This window comes from Streptomyces sp. NPDC059373, from assembly GCF_042751495.1.
GTDB lineage: Bacteria > Actinomycetota > Actinomycetes > Streptomycetales > Streptomycetaceae > Actinacidiphila.
The window spans coordinates 211,627-229,029 of record NZ_JBHYXC010000002.1 but is presented as its reverse complement, the minus strand read 5'-3'; the positions used below and the strand labels follow the sequence as shown (position 1 = coordinate 229,029).

17 protein-coding genes and 1 pseudogene are annotated in these 17,403 nt (G+C 70.6%); 10 read left to right on the top strand and 8 right to left on the bottom strand.

The annotated features are described in order from the left end of the window. Positions 1 to 89: 89 nt before the first annotated feature. Positions 90 to 2,309, bottom strand: a complete 2,220-nt coding sequence (locus ACFXJ5_RS05250; protein ID WP_384627089.1) for an NADP-dependent isocitrate dehydrogenase — start codon at positions 2,307 to 2,309, stop codon at positions 90 to 92. Between the two features lie 356 nt (positions 2,310 to 2,665). On the opposite strand from ACFXJ5_RS05250, the gene ACFXJ5_RS05245 reads away from it, so the two are divergent. Beyond that, complete coding sequence (locus ACFXJ5_RS05245; RefSeq protein WP_384627086.1) at positions 2,666 to 3,211, top strand: hypothetical protein; 546 nt, start codon at positions 2,666 to 2,668, stop codon at positions 3,209 to 3,211. 4 nt (positions 3,212 to 3,215) lie between these two features. Next, positions 3,216 to 3,764 (top strand): DUF6529 family protein, encoded by a 549-nt coding sequence (locus tag ACFXJ5_RS05240; protein ID WP_384627083.1) that lies wholly within the window; start codon positions 3,216 to 3,218, stop codon positions 3,762 to 3,764. Between the two features lie 16 nt (positions 3,765 to 3,780). Here the strand turns inward: ACFXJ5_RS05240 and ACFXJ5_RS05235 are convergent, their stop codons facing one another. Next, positions 3,781 to 4,578, bottom strand: coding sequence for an SDR family NAD(P)-dependent oxidoreductase (locus ACFXJ5_RS05235; RefSeq protein WP_384627080.1), 798 nt, complete (start codon positions 4,576 to 4,578; stop codon positions 3,781 to 3,783). Positions 4,579 to 4,936: 358 nt separating this feature from the next. Between ACFXJ5_RS05235 and ACFXJ5_RS05230 the strand changes: the two genes are divergently transcribed. Next, positions 4,937 to 6,133, top strand: a complete 1,197-nt coding sequence (locus tag ACFXJ5_RS05230; protein ID WP_384627078.1) for a glycoside hydrolase family 64 protein — start codon at positions 4,937 to 4,939, stop codon at positions 6,131 to 6,133. A gap of 436 nt (positions 6,134 to 6,569) precedes the next feature. Here ACFXJ5_RS05230 and ACFXJ5_RS05225 read toward each other — a convergent pair whose 3' ends face one another. Both ACFXJ5_RS05225 and ACFXJ5_RS05220 read right to left on the bottom strand, forming a co-directional pair. Next, positions 6,570 to 6,839 (bottom strand): hypothetical protein, encoded by a 270-nt coding sequence (locus ACFXJ5_RS05225; protein ID WP_384627075.1) that lies wholly within the window; start codon positions 6,837 to 6,839, stop codon positions 6,570 to 6,572. Positions 6,840 to 6,963: 124 nt separating this feature from the next. Continuing rightward, positions 6,964 to 7,149, bottom strand: a complete 186-nt coding sequence (locus tag ACFXJ5_RS05220) for a hypothetical protein (RefSeq protein ID WP_384627073.1) — start codon at positions 7,147 to 7,149, stop codon at positions 6,964 to 6,966. Positions 7,150 to 7,318: 169 nt separating this feature from the next. Here ACFXJ5_RS05220 and ACFXJ5_RS05215 point away from each other — a divergent pair, with 169 nt between their 5' ends. Then, a complete protein-coding gene (locus ACFXJ5_RS05215; RefSeq protein WP_384627070.1) occupies positions 7,319 to 7,675 on the top strand; it encodes a PRC-barrel domain-containing protein in 357 nt (118 codons plus the stop codon). A gap of 29 nt (positions 7,676 to 7,704) precedes the next feature. Continuing rightward, positions 7,705 to 7,872: a hypothetical protein gene (locus ACFXJ5_RS05210; protein ID WP_384627068.1), complete on the top strand. Its 168-nt coding sequence runs from the start codon at positions 7,705 to 7,707 to the stop codon at positions 7,870 to 7,872. A 60-nt stretch (positions 7,873 to 7,932) separates the two neighbouring features. Here ACFXJ5_RS05210 and ACFXJ5_RS05205 read toward each other — a convergent pair whose 3' ends face one another. Next, positions 7,933 to 8,250 (bottom strand): hypothetical protein, encoded by a 318-nt coding sequence (locus ACFXJ5_RS05205; protein ID WP_384627065.1) that lies wholly within the window; start codon positions 8,248 to 8,250, stop codon positions 7,933 to 7,935. A gap of 205 nt (positions 8,251 to 8,455) precedes the next feature. Between ACFXJ5_RS05205 and ACFXJ5_RS05200 the strand changes: the two are divergent. After that, positions 8,456 to 8,646: pseudogene (locus ACFXJ5_RS05200) on the top strand (DUF4236 domain-containing protein). A gap of 162 nt (positions 8,647 to 8,808) precedes the next feature. On the opposite strand, the gene ACFXJ5_RS05195 reads toward ACFXJ5_RS05200, so the two are convergent. Beyond that, complete coding sequence (locus tag ACFXJ5_RS05195; RefSeq protein ID WP_384627063.1) at positions 8,809 to 10,440, bottom strand: esterase-like activity of phytase family protein; 1,632 nt, start codon at positions 10,438 to 10,440, stop codon at positions 8,809 to 8,811. A 202-nt stretch (positions 10,441 to 10,642) separates the two neighbouring features. Then, on the bottom strand, positions 10,643 to 11,206 hold the full coding sequence (locus tag ACFXJ5_RS05190) for a TetR/AcrR family transcriptional regulator (protein ID WP_384627061.1): 564 nt from the start codon (positions 11,204 to 11,206) through the stop codon (positions 10,643 to 10,645). A 116-nt stretch (positions 11,207 to 11,322) separates the two neighbouring features. Here ACFXJ5_RS05190 and ACFXJ5_RS05185 point away from each other — a divergent pair, with 116 nt between their 5' ends. The 4 genes from ACFXJ5_RS05185 to ACFXJ5_RS05170 all read left to right on the top strand — a co-directional run bounded on the left by ACFXJ5_RS05185 (position 11,323) and on the right by ACFXJ5_RS05170 (position 14,450). Then, on the top strand, positions 11,323 to 12,147 hold the full coding sequence (locus tag ACFXJ5_RS05185; protein WP_384627059.1) for an enoyl-CoA hydratase/isomerase family protein: 825 nt from the start codon (positions 11,323 to 11,325) through the stop codon (positions 12,145 to 12,147). Between the two features lie 132 nt (positions 12,148 to 12,279). Beyond that, positions 12,280 to 12,909, top strand: a complete 630-nt coding sequence (locus ACFXJ5_RS05180; protein ID WP_384628316.1) for a dihydrofolate reductase family protein — start codon at positions 12,280 to 12,282, stop codon at positions 12,907 to 12,909. 150 nt (positions 12,910 to 13,059) lie between these two features. Further along, a complete protein-coding gene (locus ACFXJ5_RS05175; protein WP_384627057.1) occupies positions 13,060 to 13,521 on the top strand; it encodes a VOC family protein in 462 nt (153 codons plus the stop codon). A 143-nt stretch (positions 13,522 to 13,664) separates the two neighbouring features. Next, positions 13,665 to 14,450 (top strand): hypothetical protein, encoded by a 786-nt coding sequence (locus ACFXJ5_RS05170; RefSeq protein ID WP_384627055.1) that lies wholly within the window; start codon positions 13,665 to 13,667, stop codon positions 14,448 to 14,450. 18 nt (positions 14,451 to 14,468) lie between these two features. On the opposite strand, the gene ACFXJ5_RS05165 is transcribed toward ACFXJ5_RS05170, so the two are convergent. Continuing rightward, on the bottom strand, positions 14,469 to 17,399 hold the full coding sequence (locus ACFXJ5_RS05165) for an aminotransferase (RefSeq protein WP_384627052.1): 2,931 nt from the start codon (positions 17,397 to 17,399) through the stop codon (positions 14,469 to 14,471). Positions 17,400 to 17,403: the final 4 nt, after the last annotated feature.

Genomic DNA, 17,403 nt, shown 5'->3' with positions numbered 1-17,403 from the left:
TGAACTGGCCGGACGGCCCTGACCCACCCCCAACGGCAGAGGTCCCCCGGGCCGTCGCCCGGGGGACCCCGTGTCTCGTGCGGTGATCGTCAGCCGAGGGTCGCGATGGCCTCGTTGAAGATCTTCGACGCGCGCATGACCGCGGACGCCTTGGCGGCGTCCGGCCGGTAGTAGCCGCCGATGTCGGCCGGCGAGCCCTGGACCGCGATCAGCTCGTCGACGATGTTCTGCTCCTGCTCGGACAGCGTCTCGGCCAGACCCGAGAACGCCGCGGCCAGCTGCGCGTCATCGGTCTGCCGGGCCAGCTCCTGCGCCCAGTACAGCGCCAGGTAGAAGTGGCTGCCGCGGTTGTCGATGCCGCCCAGACGACGGCTCGGCGACTTGTCCTCGTTGAGGAAGGTGGCCGTCGCGCGGTCCAGGGTGTCGGCGAGCACCTGGGCGCGCGCGTTGCCCGTGGTCTGCGCCAGGTGCTCGAAGCTGACCGCGAGCGCGAGGAACTCGCCCAGGCTGTCCCAGCGCAGGTAGTTCTCCTTGACGAGCTGCTGGACGTGCTTCGGCGCGGAGCCGCCGGCGCCCGTCTCGAACAGGCCGCCGCCGTTCATCAGCGGGACGACGGAGAGCATCTTGGCGCTCGTACCGAGCTCCAGGATCGGGAAGAGGTCGGTCAGGTAGTCACGCAGCACGTTGCCGGTGACCGAGATCGTGTCCTCGCCCCGGCGGATGCGCTCCAGGGAGAACGCGGTCGCCTCGACCGGCGAGAGGATCCTGATGTCGAGGCCCTCGGTGTCGTGCTCGGCGAGGTAGGCCTTGACCTTCCCGATGAGGACCGCGTCGTGCGCACGGCCCTCGTCCAGCCAGAAGACGGTCGGGTTGCCGGTCGCGCGGGCGCGGGTGACGGCGAGCTTGACCCAGTCCTGGATCGGCGCGTCCTTGGTCTGGCACATGCGGAAGATGTCGCCGGCGCCGACCGTCTGCTCCAGTACGACGTTGCCGCTGCCGTCGACGACCCGCACCGTGCCCGTGGTGGGGACCTCGAAGGTCTTGTCGTGGCTGCCGTACTCCTCGGCCTTCTGCGCCATCAGACCGACGTTGGGCACCGAGCCCATCGTGGACGGGTCGAAGGCGCCGTGCGCGCGGCAGTCGTCGAGGACGACCTGGTAGACGCCGGAGTAGCTGCTGTCGGGCAGGACGGCGAGGGTGTCCGCCTCCTGGCCGTCCGGGCCCCACATGTGGCCGGAGGTGCGGATCATGGCCGGCATGGAGGCGTCGACGATGACATCGCTCGGCACGTGCAGGTTGGTGATGCCCTTGTCGGAGTCGACCATCGCGAGGGCCGGGCCCTCGGCGATCTCGGCCTCGAAGGACGCCTTGATCGCATCGCCCTCGGGCAGCGACTCCAGGCCCTTGAGGATGCCGCCGAGCCCGTCGTTCGGGGTCAGGCCGGCCGCGGCGAGGGTCTCGCCGTACTCCGCGAAGGTCTTCGGGAAGAAGGCCCGCACCACGTGCCCGAAGACGATCGGGTCGGAGACCTTCATCATCGTGGCCTTCAGGTGCACCGAGAACAGCACGTCCTCGGCCTTGGCGCGGCCGATCTGCGCGGTGAGGAACTCACGCAGCGCCGCCACGCGCATCACGGACGCGTCCACGACCTCGCCCGCGAGCACCGGCACCGACTCACGCAGGACGGTCGTGCTGCCGTCGTCCCCCGCCAGCTCGATGCGCAGCGAGCCGGGCTCGGCGACGACCGCGGACTTCTCGGTCGAGCGGAAGTCGTCGGCGCCCATGGTGGCGACGTTGGTCTTCGAGTCGGCCGTCCACGTGCCCATACGGTGCGGGTGCGCCTTGGCGTAGTTCTTGACCGAGGCCGGGGCGCGGCGGTCGGAGTTGCCCTCGCGCAGGACCGGGTTGACGGCGCTGCCCTTGATCTTGTCGTAACGCGCGCGGACGTCCCGGTCCTCGTCGGACTTCGGGTCGTCCGGGTAGTCCGGCAGCGCGAAGCCCTGCTGCTGAAGCTCGGCGACGGCCGCCTTCAGCTGCGGGATCGAGGCCGAGATGTTCGGCAGCTTGATGATGTTCGCACCGGGCGTCTTGGCCAGCTCGCCCAGCTCGGCGAGCGCGTCGTCGATCCGCTGGCTCTCCTCGAGGTACTCGGGGAAGCTGGAGATGATCCGCCCTGCCAGGGAGATGTCGCGGCTGTCGACGCTGACCCCCGCCGTTGAGGCGTACGCCTGGACCACTGGCAGGAAGGAGTACGTCGCCAGGGCCGGGGCCTCGTCAGTGTGCGTGTAGATGATGGTCGAGTCAGTCACCGGTGCTCCGCTTCACGTCTACATCGTCTTGATATCAAGATATCTCTTGTTCGGCCCTCCCGGACACCCACCCCCGCATCAATGCCGAGCGGACAGGCTAAGCCCCAGGTCAACGACCTGGGGCTGCGCCAGGACGCGCCGCCACTGCAGACGCAGCAGTGCCGGCGCGCTCCCCCTTGGGTCTGACAAGCCCCGCGTCCCCCCATAACGGTCAACGGCTTCGCCCGTGCGGGGGAAGCACTGCGTGTCGGGGTGGACAGCCCGGCGCGGGCAGGCGGTAGTGGAAGCCGACAGCCAGGCCGCCCGGACTGGCTTTGCCCCGCCCGCGTGGGTGGATCGTTCCTACGGGAGTTCTGATGAAGCGGACCGCCGGCGTGATCACTGCGGTGGTAGGGGTCGTGTTGCTCGTCGCCGTCGGCAGTGGGTGCTCCAGCAACAAGAGTTCGACGCCGACCCCGACCCCGTCGGCCTCCATGTCGTCGGCCGGCTCCGCCACGCCCAGCACCAGCGCGAGTACCGGTGCCACCGCGACCGGGGCGTCGGCGGCCCTGAGCACCGCCTCCAGCTCGCTCGGCCCCATCCTGGTCGACGGGACGGGCCGCGTCCTCTACCTCTTCGAGGCCGACACGTCCTCGAAGTCGACCTGCTCCGGCAGCTGCGCCGCCGCCTGGCCGCCCCTGCTGACCTCCGGCGCACCCACGGCAGGCCAGGGCCTGAAGGCGAACCTGCTGGGCACGACCACCCGTTCGGACGGCACGACCCAGGTCACGTACAACGGCCACCCGCTGTACTACTACGCGGGCGACAGCAAAGCCGGTGACATGAACGGCCAGGACCTCAGCCAGTTCGGTGCCAAGTGGTACGTCCTCGACGCCAACGGAGACAAGGTCGAGAAGAGCTGACCGGGTGCCCACAGCGCGGCGATCCGCCCTGACGGCGGCGGCCACCCTGCTGCCGATCGCCGTCGCCGTCGCCCTGTACGTCTTCGGCCGGGTGCATACGCCCGACTACGCGGCCGGCCTGTTCGGGCAGCGGGGCAACGCCGCCAACGACCTGAAGACGCAGCTGGCGACCGCCCTGTTGGGGCTGGCGCTCATCCAGCTGCTCCTGGCCCTGTGGATGTACCGGCGACTGCCGGGTGCCGGGGCGGCGCCGCGGCCCGTGCACACCGTCCACCGCGTCGTCGGGCTGCTCGCGCTGCTGCTGTCGCTCCCCATCGCGTACCACTGCATCACCGCCTACGGGGTCCAGCTCACCGACACCCGGGTCGCCGTGCACTCGGTCACCGGCTGCGTCCTGTACGGCGCCTTCGCGGCCAAGCTGCTGGTCGTACGCAGCCGGCGGCTGCCCGGCTGGGCGCTGCCGGCGGCCGGCGGGGTGCTGGTCGCAGCCATCGCCCTGCTCTGGTACTCGGCCGCGCTGTGGTTCCTGGACGGGCACGCGCCAGGCCTGTGACGGCCGACGGGACGGCCTACGGAAGGATGGAGTCGACGTAACCCCCGTCCACCCGGACGGCGCCGCCGGTGGTCGCCGAGGCCAGGGGCGAGCTCAGGTAGACGACCATGTTGGCGATCTCCTCGGGCTCGATGAGCCTTTGGAGCAGGGACTGGGGCCGGTGCTGCCGCATGAAGGCGCGCTGGGCCTCGTCCCAGGGAACGTCGCGGTCGACGAGTTGGTAGACGAAGTCCTCCACACCCTGGGTGTGGGTGGGGCCGGCGAGCACGGAGTTGACCGTCACACCGCTGCCCGCCGCCTGCTTGGCGAAGCCCCGTGAGACGGCGAGGAGCGCGGTCTTGGTCATTCCGTAGTGGATCATCTCGACAGGTGTGGCGACGGAGGAGTCGCTGGCGAGGTACAGGACACGTCCCCGGCCTCGCTCGATCATGCCGGGCAGATACCTGCGGGTGAGCCGGACCCCGGTCAGCACGTTCACCTCGAAGTAGCGCCGCCATTCGTCGTCGCTGATCTCCAGGGCGGGCTGGGCGCCGAAGATGCCGAGGTTGTTGACGAGGATGTCGACGTGGTCCAGGGCCTCCTCGATACGCCGGGTGCCGTCCTCGGAGGTGGCGTCCGCGGCCACGGGCACGAGGTCGGCGCCCGGCACGAGGGCGCGGATGCGCTCGACCGCCGCCCCGACGGTCTCCGGGCCGCGCCCGTTCACCGCCACGCGTGCGCCGGCCCGGGCCAGACCGATGGCGATGGCCTCTCCGATGCCTTGGGTGGAGCCTGTCACCAGGGCGGTTGAGCCGGTGAGGTCGAGCTGTGTCATCGGCGGAGCTCCTGTCCTGCGGTGCGGCCGGGGGCGCGGGGGGCGGGTGCACGGGGGTGCGAGTGCGGTCCGGTTGCGGGCACCTCAATTGTGGAAACCGGCGGAGTCGGCGGGGAACGCCACGCGGTGCCCGCCGGACTCTCGCCCCGCATGGCCGAGAGGCGGACCTCGTGGCCGAGGGCGCCCCGGAGGTCGGACACCTCGGGCCGGCGATCGTCATTTACAGGTCTAGACCTTGACATGCTCTGCTCACCGCGCAACTCTGAGAGCGCTCTCAAACGACGCCGTGAACACCTGCCGGCGTCGGTACGTCGCAGTTCAACTCCGGTGGGCGATCCACCTGATGAGGAGGAAGAGCGTGCTAGCCATACGCAAGGTGCTGGTGGCTCTGGTCGCCGCGGCGGCCGTCGCCGCGGGACTCACGGCCGCCGGTCCCACACCCCGCGCCCAGGCCGCGGTGCCCACGACCATCCCGCTCGAGTTCAAGAACAACTCCGGGCGCAGCGACCAGATCTACATCTACGACATCGGGACCCTGCTCGCGACGGGCCAGCAGGGCTGGGCCGACGCGAGCGGCACCTTCCACGCCTGGCCCGCCGGGGGCAACCCGCCGACCCCCGCGCCCGACGCGTCGATCGCGGGACCGGCCAACGGCCAGACCATGACCCTCCAGATGCCGAAGTTCTCCGGCCGGGTCTACTTCTCCTACGGCCAGAAGCTCGTCTTCAAGCTGACCACCGGCGGCCTCGTGCAGCCCGCCGTGCAGAACCCGTCCGACCCGAACGTCAACATCCTGTTCAACTGGTCCGAGTACACCCTCAACGACTCCGGGCTGTGGATCAACAGCACCCAGGTCGACATGTTCTCGGCTCCGTACGCCGTGGGCGTCAAGCTCGCCGACGGCACCACCAAGAGCACCGGCCACCTCAAGGCGGGCGGCTACGCCGGCTTCTTCAACGCCCTCAAGGGCCAGCCCGGCGGCTGGGCGAACCTGATCCAGACCCGGTCCGACGGCACCATCCTGCGCGCCCTCGCGCCCGGCCACGGCATCGAGTCCGGCGCCCTGCCGAGCACGGTCATGGACGACTACGTCAACAGGGTGTGGACGAAGTACGCCACCTCGACGCTGACGGTCACGCCGTTCGCCGACCAGCCGAACACCAAGTACTACGGCAGGGTCTCCGGCAACGTCATGAACTTCACCAACAGCTCCGGAGCCGTCGTCACCAGCTTCCAGAAGCCCGACGCCGACAGCATCTTCGGCTGCTACAAGCTTCTGGACGCGCCCAACGACCAGGTACGCGGCCCCATTTCCCGCACCCTGTGCGCCGGGTTCAACCGCTCCACCCTCCTGGTCAACCCCAACCAGCCCGACACCAGCTCCACGAGCTTCTACCAGGACGTGGTGACCAACCACTACGCCCGCAAGATCCACGCCCAGATGGCGGACGGCAAGGCCTACGCCTTCGCCTTCGACGACGTCGGCAACTACGAGTCGCTGGTGAACGACGGCAACCCGCAGAAGGCGTACATCACGCTCGACCCGTTCAGCTGAGGCCCAGGGCACCCGGGCAACGGGGGCCGGGGCGGCGGGCCCGCGCGATCGGCCATGGCGGTGTCAGGCCGGTGGCGCGGGCCTTCAGGCACGTACGCGACAGCTCCGCGACACCTCAGGTGACGCCCACATGACGCACCCATCAGTGGCCCCGAGGGGCTCGCCCTCCGGCTCGGCCCCGGCGCGGACCTCACCCCGGAGAGCGGCGCTCCGTACCGTACGGCCGCAGGCGTCACCGGCGAGGTCCGCGGCTTTCGCCCGCGTGACCGCCTCCGGGTCACCCAGGGCGCCAGCACCCTCCGGGCCACAGGAGCGCATGGCGAGCGGCGAGAAGCGCGCGGGGCAGCGGGCGCATGGGCAGCAGGTGACGGACGCGGTCGCCGCCCCCTCGACCGGGGCTGAGTGCGGCGACCTGCTCAGGAACGGGCCTGGCGGCTCAGCGACCGACCTCGTAGTTGTGCACACGGTCCGCCAGCGGCAGCGGTGTCTCGTCGACGCCGTTCACGGACCCGCTCGCCATCCGCGCGCACACCCCCTCGCAGGCGAGCAACTGCGCGTCGCCGTGATGCGAGACCACCTTCGCCTCCCTGTCCGAAGACCGCCGGTAGTCCGTACGGCAAACGCTGCAGACCAGCCCGGCGATCATCTCCTCGGTCGGTTCGGCGCGCCCGTTACGGCGTTTTGCGATCCCGTCGGCTGAATACATTCGCGGCACTCTTCTCTGCTGGCGATGGGGCGCCCGCAACGGCTGGGCAGCCTGGAGTGCACGGGATACGCCACCGTACTCCGGTCCGGGCGCAGCACCGCACGCATCCACCACAGCGGCCGGCTCAGCGGCGGCGTCCCCGACGCACGGAGGAGGACCAGCCGGTACCGACGCCGGCCACGTGCAGAGCAAGGAGCGCGAGACCGAAGAGCAGGAGACTCGTCGGGCTGAAAACCACATCGGTCGATGTCTCGGTGGCGTTGATGAGGAAGGCGATGCCGAAGAGCACGGCCGCCACGAATGCCAGCATCTGTCTTCTCCAACGGGTAGACGGCAAACCACGCCGGATGGCGGTGGCCGCGCCGCTGTCATGCGCCTGCCCTGTCAAAGGCTGATCATTCGTGCGAATCCCGGGGCCGGCAGATCGGTAGACCGGCGATGCGGGGTAGACGTCCGGTAACGAGCAGAGGAGGACGACGGTGTTCGAAGCCGGCGATATCCGGGAGTGGCGGGGCCATCCCGTCGTCGACGTGGCCGGCCACAAGGTCGGCACGCTCGAGGCGGTCTACGTGGACACCCGCACCGACGAGCCCTTGTTCGCGACCGTCACGGTCGGCCTGCCGACGCGGCACCGGCTGGTGTTCGTGCCGCTCACCGGGGCGACCGTGGGACCCGGATACCTGAAGGTCACCTTCGACAAACAGCAGATCAAGGGCGCCCCCTCGATCGACACCGACGGAGAGCTGGCGGTCGCCGAGGAGGAGGGAGTCTTCGCGCACTACTCCTTCGCCTATGAGCTCGGCAGCAAGGGTGAGCGGCGGCTCGCGCGCCGCTGAGGCACCGGAGAGGTGAGAGGAGACCGAAGATGGCGCTGTTCCTGCTGCTGCTTCTCCTGGCGGTCGCGCTGGGCCTCGTGGGCGCGGTGGTGAAAGGCCTGATCTACCTGCTGGTCGTCGGGGTCGTCGTCTTCGTCGCCGCCCTCTTCCTGGGGGCCGTACGATTTCGGCGCAGCGGCAGACGCCCGGCCCGCTGATGCGCGCTACCGTCCCGTCGGGCCCGGCGGAACGGCCCCGACAGGACCGCAAGAGCCGCCTCAGCCTGCCGCGAAGACCTCGTAGTGCTGCACGGTGAGGTCGCGTTCCACCAGGTAATGCTCGTCGTCCGGGTAGAAGACCGCCTGCTCGGGGTTCTCCCCGGCGAAGGCGCGGATCGCGTCCCATGACTCCCAGACGGTGATCAGGCAGAACTCGGTCAGCTTGCCGATCTCACGGCGCGCCATCCGGACGCCCCGATTGCCCGGGGTCGAGCTGTAGCCCACGAATCCGGTCTCGCGGAGATAGTCCTCGTACGCGTCGGCTTCCTGCCGTCGCGTGCTGCCTCGCCATATACGTACGATCTGCGGGTTTCCCATCGCTGTCCCCTGCCGATGTGCCATGCGCCGGGTGAGGCGCAGGCCGCGCCCACCCCTGATCCTCCAACGCATGGGTCTCGACAGGTCGGCTGCCCTGGAAGCCCTGCCGCACTCATCGGTTCCTCAACTGCTGCGGCTGCCCGGAGGTGAAACTCCGTCAGCGGGGCAGGCGTCGTCGTACCGACTCGCTTTGGAGGAGCCTGACATGCCTCTGCGCTTCCACAAACCTTCCGGATCCTCCCGGGAGTGCGCCTCAACATCAACAAGGGCTCGGTATCCATCACCACCGGTGGAAAGACCGGGCACTACACCGTCGATTCGCGCGGCCGGCGGACCGAGTCCGTCGACCTGCCCGGCCCGTTCTCCTGGCGGCGTACCACCCGCCGGAAGGGCTGACGGGCCCTTCCGCGGGAGGCGGCCCCGCGCGGCCGCCGGGACGGCGGGGGGGGGGGGGGCGCCGCCGGGGGGGGGGAACGCAACGTGGTTTAGACCCGCCGCCGGGTGGTTGCGGCGGGGGCGGGGGCGGGGGGGTGCGGGGGGCCCCGCCTCCGTCGGACGTCATCGCACGGTGATGGTCACCGTCGCCGTGCTGGTCGCGGCGGGGAGCCGGGTGGTGTCGACCGCGAGGTACTCGCCGTCGTCCTGGCGGCCGTTGGGCAGGATCTTGGCGTGCAGGGTGTAGGGCGGTGTGTCGCCGACGACGCCGTCGACCCCGAAGTCGCTGTCGTTGCTGACGAGGATGGTGCGACCGCCGTCAGTGGTGGCGACGCCCTCGATCTTGTCGTGGCCGAAGAAGCCACCGCTCGGGTCGAGGCTGCTGACCAGGGCGCCGAGGTCGACGTCCAGGCTCTTGGCGACCGGGGTGATGCCGACGGACGTCAGGGCCGCCTGCGCGGTCGCGGTGTCGTCCTGGCCGACGTACGCATCGATCGTCTGCCGGCCGGAGCCGACGAGCAGTCCGCCCTTGGCGGCGTCGTAGACCGCCCCCGGCACCTGGGCCGAGGGGCCGATGTCGGTGGCGCCCGCGGTGTCGATGGCGAACAGCTTCTTGTACGTGCCCGGTTCGAAGCTGCCGTCCCGCTCGTCGACGAGGAAGCGCGTGTCGCTGAGGGCGGTGATCTCGCTGACCGCCCCGCTGTTCACCTTCGGGTCGTCGAGCAGGTAGGCGTACTCGTGGGTGGCGTGCGTACGCAGGTTGTACGTCACGATGCGGACCGTGGTGACGTTCTTGGCCTTCGTGCTGCTCGACAGGTCCGGCTGCTGGAGGGCGGACTGCATCATGCCGACGAGCGTGCTGCCGTCGGGGGTGACGGTCAGGCCTTCCATGCCCTTGTTCGGTACCCGGTTGGCCAGTTCGGCGGGGAGTGAGCCGTCGAAGGGGGACAGCCGCTCGATGGCCCGGCCGGTGCGGTCGAAGTGCGTGATGTACGGCCCGTACTCGTCGGACACCCAGAAGGTGCCGTCGCGCATGGCCACCAGGCCCTCCGGGTCGTAGCCGTACGCCGACTGCGGCAGCGCGTTCCCGCTGAGGTCGACCAGGCTCTCGCCGGTCGCGGCCTGCGAGTTCACCAGGCCGTTGTACGGGGTGCCGTCGGCGGCCCGCAGCGGGATCGTCTTCTCCAGTACGGCCTTGGTGCCGACCATCCGGAACCTGCCGATCGCGGGGTCGAAGTCCGGCAGCGGCAGGACCTTCTGGCCGTTCGGGGCGCCCGCGTTCGGGCCGCGGTCGGTGAGCCCGTAGTACTCGTCCTTCGAGCCGGGCACCGGATACAGCGACGAGCCGTACGCCCCCGCGGTCACCGGCACCCCGCCTATGGTGGCGAGCGGGCTCAGGTGGGTCCGGTACAGCCGTACGGCGTCGCTGACCGTGTAGCTGAAGGTGTCGGTGCCGGTGAAACCCGCCTCGGGCTCGTAGGAGAACGAACCGTCCTGATTCAGCGTCAGCGAGCCGTGGGCGGTGTCGGTGTGCGATATCAGGGTCACCGGGCGGCCGCTGTCATTGGCCAGTACGCCGCTACCGCGTACGGTCAGCGACGTGCCGGCGTGCGTGCTGTAGGCGTCGCCGCGGGCGCTGAGAGCGGGCCCGGAACCGTGGTGGACTGCGTCGGCTGCGGCTGCCGAAGCGCTGCTCCCGGCCAAGGACAGGATCACCACCATGGCTGCGGAGGTGGCGTTTCTCGGACGGTTCATCTGGTCCTCCTTGGGCCCGCGCGTCCCGGTGGCGCGTGCGACCGGCAAAGTTTCAAGACCGCACATGGCTACAGCGCCGGGCTCAGCCGACGGGGCAGAGGCGAATCGGTGACGTGCGGGTGGCCAACAGGTACAACCCCGGTAAAGCCGGGCGGCCCTGTCTACGCCGACGCCTCCACGCCCTGCAGACCGGCCGCGCCGGCTAGGCGGGGCGTTGGATGCCGGTTCTGACCAGGTCCAGGAGGCGGCCGGTCAGGTCCTCCCCGTCGGCGGCCTGTTGACCGGCCCAGGCGATGGCGGTGGCCAGGGCGAGCAGGTCGTCGATCGCCAGGTCGCCGCGCACCTGGCCTGTTTCCTGGGCGCGGTACAGCAGTTGGGCGGCTGCGGTGCGCATGGCGAGGCAGGAGCGGTGGAGTTCGGAGGTCTCGTCGTGGAGGGCGGCGAGGAGGGAAGCGGGGAGGCCCTGGTATCGGGTTGAGCCGGTGGCGAAGGCGAGCAGCCAGGCGGCCAGGGCGTCGGCGGGGGACGCGCTCTGCAGCAGGGTGTCGGCCCGGGCGCAGAGGGCGTCGAGGCCTTGGCGCATGGCGGCCTCGAGGAGTGCCTCGCGGGTGGGGAAGTGCCGGTAGAGGGTGCCGATGCCGACGCCGGCGCGGCGGGCGATGTCGCGCAGGGAGACCTCGGTGCCGTGCTCGGCGAAGGCGGCCCGGGCCTCGTCGAGGAGGCGCTCGTAGTTGCGGCGACCGTCCGCACGCATCGTGTCCGCCATGAGTTCCGCCGTTCCTCTTGCCAATCGGAGCGCTGCTCCGGATATATTCGGAGCAGCGCTCCGGATGGCAGCATAGCCGTTCCGGCCCGCCTTCGACCCCATGAGGAGCTGTGCCGATGCCACCGATTCCCGACGACTGGCAGGCCCGCAACGGCCGCTACGTCCCCCGACCCCGCTTCGAGGACTACGCCGAGAAGTACGCCGACTACTTCGCGATGACCCGCCGCGACGGCGTCATCGAACTGCGCATGCACACCGACGACGGCCCCGCCGTCTACGGCCTGGGCATGCACAACGCCTGGGGCCAGGCCTGGCTGGAGGTCGGCAACGACCCGGACAACGAGGTCCTCGTCCTCACCGGCACCGGCGACTGGTGGCTCAAGCCGGCCGACCCGGCGCGGCTCGCGGAGATGATGCGCGAGCCCCGGCCGGACGACTTCGCGTACAACACCTACTACGACGCGATCAAGCTGCTGGAAAACCTGGTCTTCGGCATCGACATCCCCACCATCGCCGCGGTCAACGGGCCCAGCCCCGGCCACACCGAGTTCGCGTTGCTGTGCGACATCACGCTGGCCGCCGAGACGGCGACCTTCACCGACCCCCATCTGCTGTCCGGCACCGCCCCCGGCGACGGCCTGCACCTGGGCCTGCAGGAACTGCTCGGCACCAAGCGCGCGGCGTACTACCTCTACACCGGCGCCGAGATCGACGCACCCACCGCCCTCGACCTGGGCCTGGTCAACGAAGTGCTGCCGGCCGACAAGCTCCTGCCGCGCGCCCGGCAGCTCGCCGAGACCATCCGTTCCCGCCCGAAGGCCGCGCGCCGGCTCACCCACGCCATCGCCTCCCGCCCGTGGAAGCGCCGTCTGGTCCAGGACTTCGGCTACGGCCTGGCCCACGAGATGTTCGGCATCTCCGCCGACAAGATCTTCGGCTAGGCGGCCCTGGCCGGCGGTGGCCGTCGCGGAAGGTTCTGCGCAGAATTCCAGGAGGAGCTGTCGATCGGGCCGTCTCCTGTTCGACGCATGGGTGAGAGCAGGAACAGCCCGACCTCCCCCAAGGAGAACGCCATGCCCAAGCTGCGCGGACACAACCTCACGGTCACGCTGGACGGCTTCGCCACCGGCACCGACCAGCGCCTCGACGCACCCTTCGGCGACGGTGTCGAGGGCCTGCACGAGTGGATGTTCGCCGCGATGCGGGACCGCGCCGACGGCAAGGCGGGCATCGACGTCGACCACGTCGAGCGCAGCGAGCAGAACATCGGCGCCACGATCATGGGCCGCAACATGTTCGGGCCCGTGCGCGGGCCGTGGCAGGACGAGTCGTGGACGGGCTGGTGGGGCGACAACCCGCCGTATCACCATGACGTGTTCGTCCTCACCCACCACCTGCGGCCGCCGCTGCCGATGGAGGGCGGGACCACCTTCCACTTCACCGACGAGCCCATCGAGACGGTGCTCGAGCGTGCCTTCGAGGCGGCGAAGGGAAAGGACGTACGCATCGGCGGTGGCCCGGCCACCATCCAGCAGTATCTGCGCGCCGGGCTGGTCGACGAGCTTCACCTGGCCATCGTCCCGCTCCTCGCCGGCAGGGGTGAGCGCCTGCTCGACCATCTGGGAGACGCGATCGACGGCTACCAGGTCGCCGAGCAGGTCAGCTCCGCGGCCGCAACTCATGCCCGCCTGGTCCGCCGCTGACCCACCGGCGCGGAACCCGTACGTACGTTCGAGTTAACTCGACGGCGGGTGCACGGGGAGCGGCCCACCCGTGTTCCGGATACGGTGAAAGAGGGGGCGGCCACTGGACCACGACCCTCCACGCGAGGCACGAGATGGGGAGAAGCCCCAATGACGCCAGAGCCGTCCGAGGCTGACGTGACGCCGGTCGGCGCGCACGACGACGGCCCCCGGCTGGCGGCGGTCGTGGTCTTTGTCCGCGACCTCGACCAGGCGGCCGGGTTCTACAGCGACCTGCTGAAGATGGAGACCATCGCCCGGGAGACCACTGCCCTGGTGCTCGCGGGGTCCGGGAACTCCAACGTGGTCCTGCGCACCATCGGCCCGCGCGGCGAGCACGCGCTGGGGGCGATCGGAGTCCAGTACACGTGCTGGTCCGCCCACGACCCGGAAGACCTAGAGCGGTGCGAGCGCTACCTCAAGGAGCGGTCGGCCCACGTCGAGACCAATTCCGAGGAAGGCCGCACCGTGGTCGAGGGTCGCGACCCGGACGGACTGCCGGTGATGGTGATGTATCCCGGTCCGGACCGTAATGCTCTGGGCAAGATCATGAGCCGCGTTTACGCGTGGTGAAACGTGTTGCGCGCTGAAGGGCCCTCACCTCTCGACCACGGCCGCCCCCTCTCGCTGTGTCGCGCCAACTCCTATTGACCTGTCCTCTTTGCGTAGGATGATCCGGGTTCGCCCGGCCTTTCGGATCCTGCGGAAAAGGGACCATGAAGAAACTCCCCGAGATCACCCTGGCCTTCTGGGTCATGAAGATCGCGGCCACGACCCTGGGTGAGACAGCCGGGGATCTGCTCGCCCAGACCATGAAGGTCGGATACCTCGTCAGTTCGCTGATCCTGATCGGGTTCTTCCTCGTGAGCCTGGTGACCCAGTTGCGGGTCCACAGCTTCCATCCCGCGCTGTACTGGACGGTCATCCTGTCCACCAGCACGGCGGGCACCACCATGTCGGACTTCATGAACCGGACCGCCGGACTCGGTTACGCCAGAGGGGCTCTGGTCCTCATCACCGCGCTGAGCGTGGTGTTCGCCGTATGGAAGCTCAGTGGCCTGACCTTCGACGTCGCACGGATCAGCACCTTCGGCGGCGAGATCCTCTACTGGACCGCGATCCTGTTCTCCAACACGCTGGGCACTTCCCTCGGTGACTTCCTCTCCGACGACTCGGGACTCGGCTACGGAGGCGGAGCGCTGCTGGTCGGCGGCGTGCTGCTGCTGACCCTCGTCGCCAAGTACCGCACCCCGATCTCGGACACCCTGCTCTTCTGGGTGGCGTTCGTCCTGACCCGCCCGCTGGGCGCGACCGTGGGTGACTTCTTCAGCAAGCCCACCGCCAAGGGCGGTCTGGGGTGCGGCACGATCGGCTCGTCGCTGGTCCTCGCGGCGGTGCTCGGTGCGCTGATCGCCCGTACGGCATGGCAGCAGCGCAACCGGGTGCCAGCGGTCGACCAGCCGGAACCGGGGAGGCCCGACCCGGTCGACGCGACGCTCTGACGGGCGGTCCGCCGACGGTCACCAGCCGTCCCGGAGGGTGCGGGACAAGGCGTTGACGAAGAAGTCGGCGCTTTCGGTGGTGAGGCACAGCGGGGGTTTGATCTTCAGTACGTTGAGGCGGTCGCCGGTGGGCTGGACGATGACGCCCAGTTCCAGCAGGCGTTCGCAGATCGCGGCGGTCTCCTCGGTGGCCGGTTCCAGGGTGTCGGGGTCCCGGACCAGCTCGATGCCCAGGTAGAGGCCCATGCCGTGCACGGCACCGATCACGGTTCCGGACCCGGGGAGGTCGCGGGCCAGCCGCTCGACGCGGCGGCGCAGGTGGTCGCCGACCACGGTGGCGTTCGCCTGCAGTCCCTCGTCCTCGATGACGTCCAGGACCGTCAGCCCTACCACGCAGCTGACCGGGCTTCCGCCGGCCGAGGAGAAGAAGTAGCCGTCCTTGGCGAAGGCGTCGGCGATGTCGCGACGGGTGATGACCGCACCCAGCGGATGACCGTTGCCCATGGCCTTGGCGACGGTGACGATGTCGGGGGTCACCCCCTGCTGCTCGAAGCCCCAGAAGTGCTCGCCGAGGCGGCCGTAGCCGACCTGCACCTCGTCCGCGATGCAGAGGCCGCCGGCGGCGCGGGTGGCTTCGTAGAGCGCGGGGAGGTAGCCGGTCGGGAGCAGTACGCCTCCGGCGTTGCCGTACAGCGCCTCGCAGATGAAGGCGGCGGGCGGGCGGCCGGAGGCGACGGCGGCGTCGATGACCCGGTGGGCGTCTGCGAGGTAGTGGGCGGTGGCGTCGGGACCGCGGAACTCGCCGCGGAAGGTGTTGGGGGCGAGAAGGGTGTGCACCCAGTCGGGGCGGGTGGTGAGGGCGCGGGGGTTGTCGGCGAGGGAGGTGGAGACGGCGTCGGAGCCGATGGTCCAGCCGTGGTACGCCTCCGCGACGGAGACGATGTCCTGGCGGCCTGTGAAGGTCTGGGCGAGCCGGAGCGCGAGGTCGACGGCCTCGGAGCCGCTGTTGACGAAGAAGACCGTGTCGAGCGGGTCCGGCAGGAGGTCGGCGAGGCGCAGCGCGAGGTCGGACACCGCGCGGTAGTTGAACCGCGAGTTGGTGTTCAGTAGATCCCACTGACGGGCGACGGCCGCGGTGAGGCGGGGGTGGGCGTGGCCGATGGAGGCCACGTTGTTGATCATGTCCACATACGTGCGGCCGTCGAGGTCGGTGAGGTGCTGGCGCCAACCCCGCTCGATGCGGGGCGGGTTGTCGTAGTAGTGCTCCTGTACGTCGGCCAGCGCCGCGTGCCGCCGGCGCAGCACACTCGCGCCCGTCGGCTCCTCGCCCCGGGCCGGGAGGGCGAGGCCGAGCAGCGCCGAGGGGTCGGGGCAGACGGTGAGCCAGGCGCGGGCGGTCTCGGCGGTGGCGTGACCGGGCGGGACGGTGCCGCGCAGGGTGCAGAGCTGTACGGACAGCCTGCCCTCCTCGCCGACCTCGCCCAACGCGGCGCCGGGGTCGAGCCGTTGGCCGACGGTCGGCGCCGCACGCAGCCCCGTCAGGCGCAGGTCGGCGTCGGCTCCCGCGAGGACCGGCCCGGTGGCGTCGGACCGTACGACTCCGGCGAAGGGGGCCGCCACCGCGGTGCCCGGGGCGCAGAACAGGTCCATGCCCAGGGCGACCGTGGCGGGAGCGTCGGCGCTGTGGAGGCGGGTCCGGGTCAGCCTGGCCTCGCCGTACCGGGCGATGGCAACGCCGGGGCGCGTGGCCGCGAGGCGGGCTTCCGTCTCCGGGGCCAGCCAGGTGCCGTCGGAGAGGTCCGGGCTGAGGGGGGACAGGTCGAGGACGGTGGCCTGGTCCCCGGCGAGGCCCGGGAGCAGCGGCGCCTTCACGACCGGGGCCCGGGACGCCGTCACGGGCAGCCCCAGCGCTTCGCGGATCGCGGCGTGCGCGACCTCGGCCGGCAGGCTCACGGCGACCTGGCAGGCACGCCACTCGTGCTCCTGGGCCCGCAGCGCGTACTCGTTGGCCGGGTCGATGAGCCCCTGGTGCAGGCCGCTGACCACGAGGAGGGCGGTGCGGGCGGTGATCGCCGGCCAGAGGGCGGCGAGCTCGGCCCCGGTGAGCGGGACGACCTCGTGGAACGCGCGCACGGCGGCGAGCAGGGCCAGGGGCCGCGTCGGCTCGTGGTGGAGCAGGCAGGCGCAGGTGGTGGCCAGTTCGGCGACGGTCCAGCCGAGACCGACGTCGCCGAAGTCGATGACCCCGGAGGGGGCGGGGCGGCCGTCGGGTTCCCGGCCGCAGACGACGTTGTCGTCCGTGATGTCGCCGTGGATCGCCTGGACCCGCAGCTGCGGGGAGAGGACGTCGAGCCGGTCGCACGACTCCTCGACGGCCCGGCTCAGGGTCTCGGCCCGCTCGGGGTCGGCGACGAACGCGGCCAGCGTCCGGTGGACCCGGCGGGCGTTGCGGATGTCCCACTGCAGAGTCCGGTCCAGCCCGGGGTGCCGGTAGTCGGCCAGCCCGGCTGCCACCCGGCCGGAGAGCGCGCCGAGCCGCGCCATGACGGTGGGGGCGAGGTGGCCGGCGTCCGCCAGCGGTCGGCCGGGGACGAAGCTGAGCAGCCGGGCCCGCAGAGCGACACCGTCGGCGTCGAAACGGGCGACGAAGCCGCCGTCCCGGGTGGGTTGGGGCCGCGGGATCACCAGGTCGGGCGCGGTGCCGGCGAGGTGCAGCAGCGCGTGGTCCTGGGCCGCGAGCTCGTCGTCCGAGAACGCCGGGTTGGCGATCTTGAGCACGAACCGCCGGCCGGACGACGCGTCGATGACGAAGTTGCGCTCCTGCTGGCTGCCGACCTCGCGGAACCGCCCCTCGACCCCGAAGTGTTCCGCGGCCACCGCCCTGGCCCGTACGGGACTCACCTGCGGGCGCGGCAGGTTCGGCTGGGCGAAGAAGTCATGGCCGGTCATCGGT

Excerpts from the sequence above, each read along its gene's own strand:
- ACFXJ5_RS05225 (WP_384627075.1), bottom strand. The coding sequence starts at position 6,839 with ATGTATTCAGCCGACGGGATCGCAAAACGCCGTAACGGGCGCGCCGAA.
- ACFXJ5_RS05220 (WP_384627073.1), bottom strand. The coding sequence starts at position 7,149 with ATGCTGGCATTCGTGGCGGCCGTGCTCTTCGGCATCGCCTTCCTCATC.
- ACFXJ5_RS05205 (WP_384627065.1), bottom strand. The coding sequence starts at position 8,250 with ATGGGAAACCCGCAGATCGTACGTATATGGCGAGGCAGCACGCGACGG.
- ACFXJ5_RS05245 (WP_384627086.1), top strand. The coding sequence starts at position 2,666 with ATGAAGCGGACCGCCGGCGTGATCACTGCGGTGGTAGGGGTCGTGTTG.
- ACFXJ5_RS05235 (WP_384627080.1), bottom strand. The coding sequence starts at position 4,578 with ATGACACAGCTCGACCTCACCGGCTCAACCGCCCTGGTGACAGGCTCC.
- ACFXJ5_RS05180 (WP_384628316.1), top strand. The coding sequence starts at position 12,280 with ATGCCCAAGCTGCGCGGACACAACCTCACGGTCACGCTGGACGGCTTC.
- ACFXJ5_RS05175 (WP_384627057.1), top strand. The coding sequence starts at position 13,060 with ATGACGCCAGAGCCGTCCGAGGCTGACGTGACGCCGGTCGGCGCGCAC.
- ACFXJ5_RS05165 (WP_384627052.1), bottom strand. The coding sequence starts at position 17,399 with ATGACCGGCCATGACTTCTTCGCCCAGCCGAACCTGCCGCGCCCGCAG.
- ACFXJ5_RS05210 (WP_384627068.1), top strand. The coding sequence starts at position 7,705 with ATGGCGCTGTTCCTGCTGCTGCTTCTCCTGGCGGTCGCGCTGGGCCTC.
- ACFXJ5_RS05185 (WP_384627059.1), top strand. The coding sequence starts at position 11,323 with ATGCCACCGATTCCCGACGACTGGCAGGCCCGCAACGGCCGCTACGTC.
- ACFXJ5_RS05170 (WP_384627055.1), top strand. The coding sequence starts at position 13,665 with ATGAAGAAACTCCCCGAGATCACCCTGGCCTTCTGGGTCATGAAGATC.
- ACFXJ5_RS05190 (WP_384627061.1), bottom strand. The coding sequence starts at position 11,206 with ATGGCGGACACGATGCGTGCGGACGGTCGCCGCAACTACGAGCGCCTC.
- ACFXJ5_RS05195 (WP_384627063.1), bottom strand. The coding sequence starts at position 10,440 with ATGAACCGTCCGAGAAACGCCACCTCCGCAGCCATGGTGGTGATCCTG.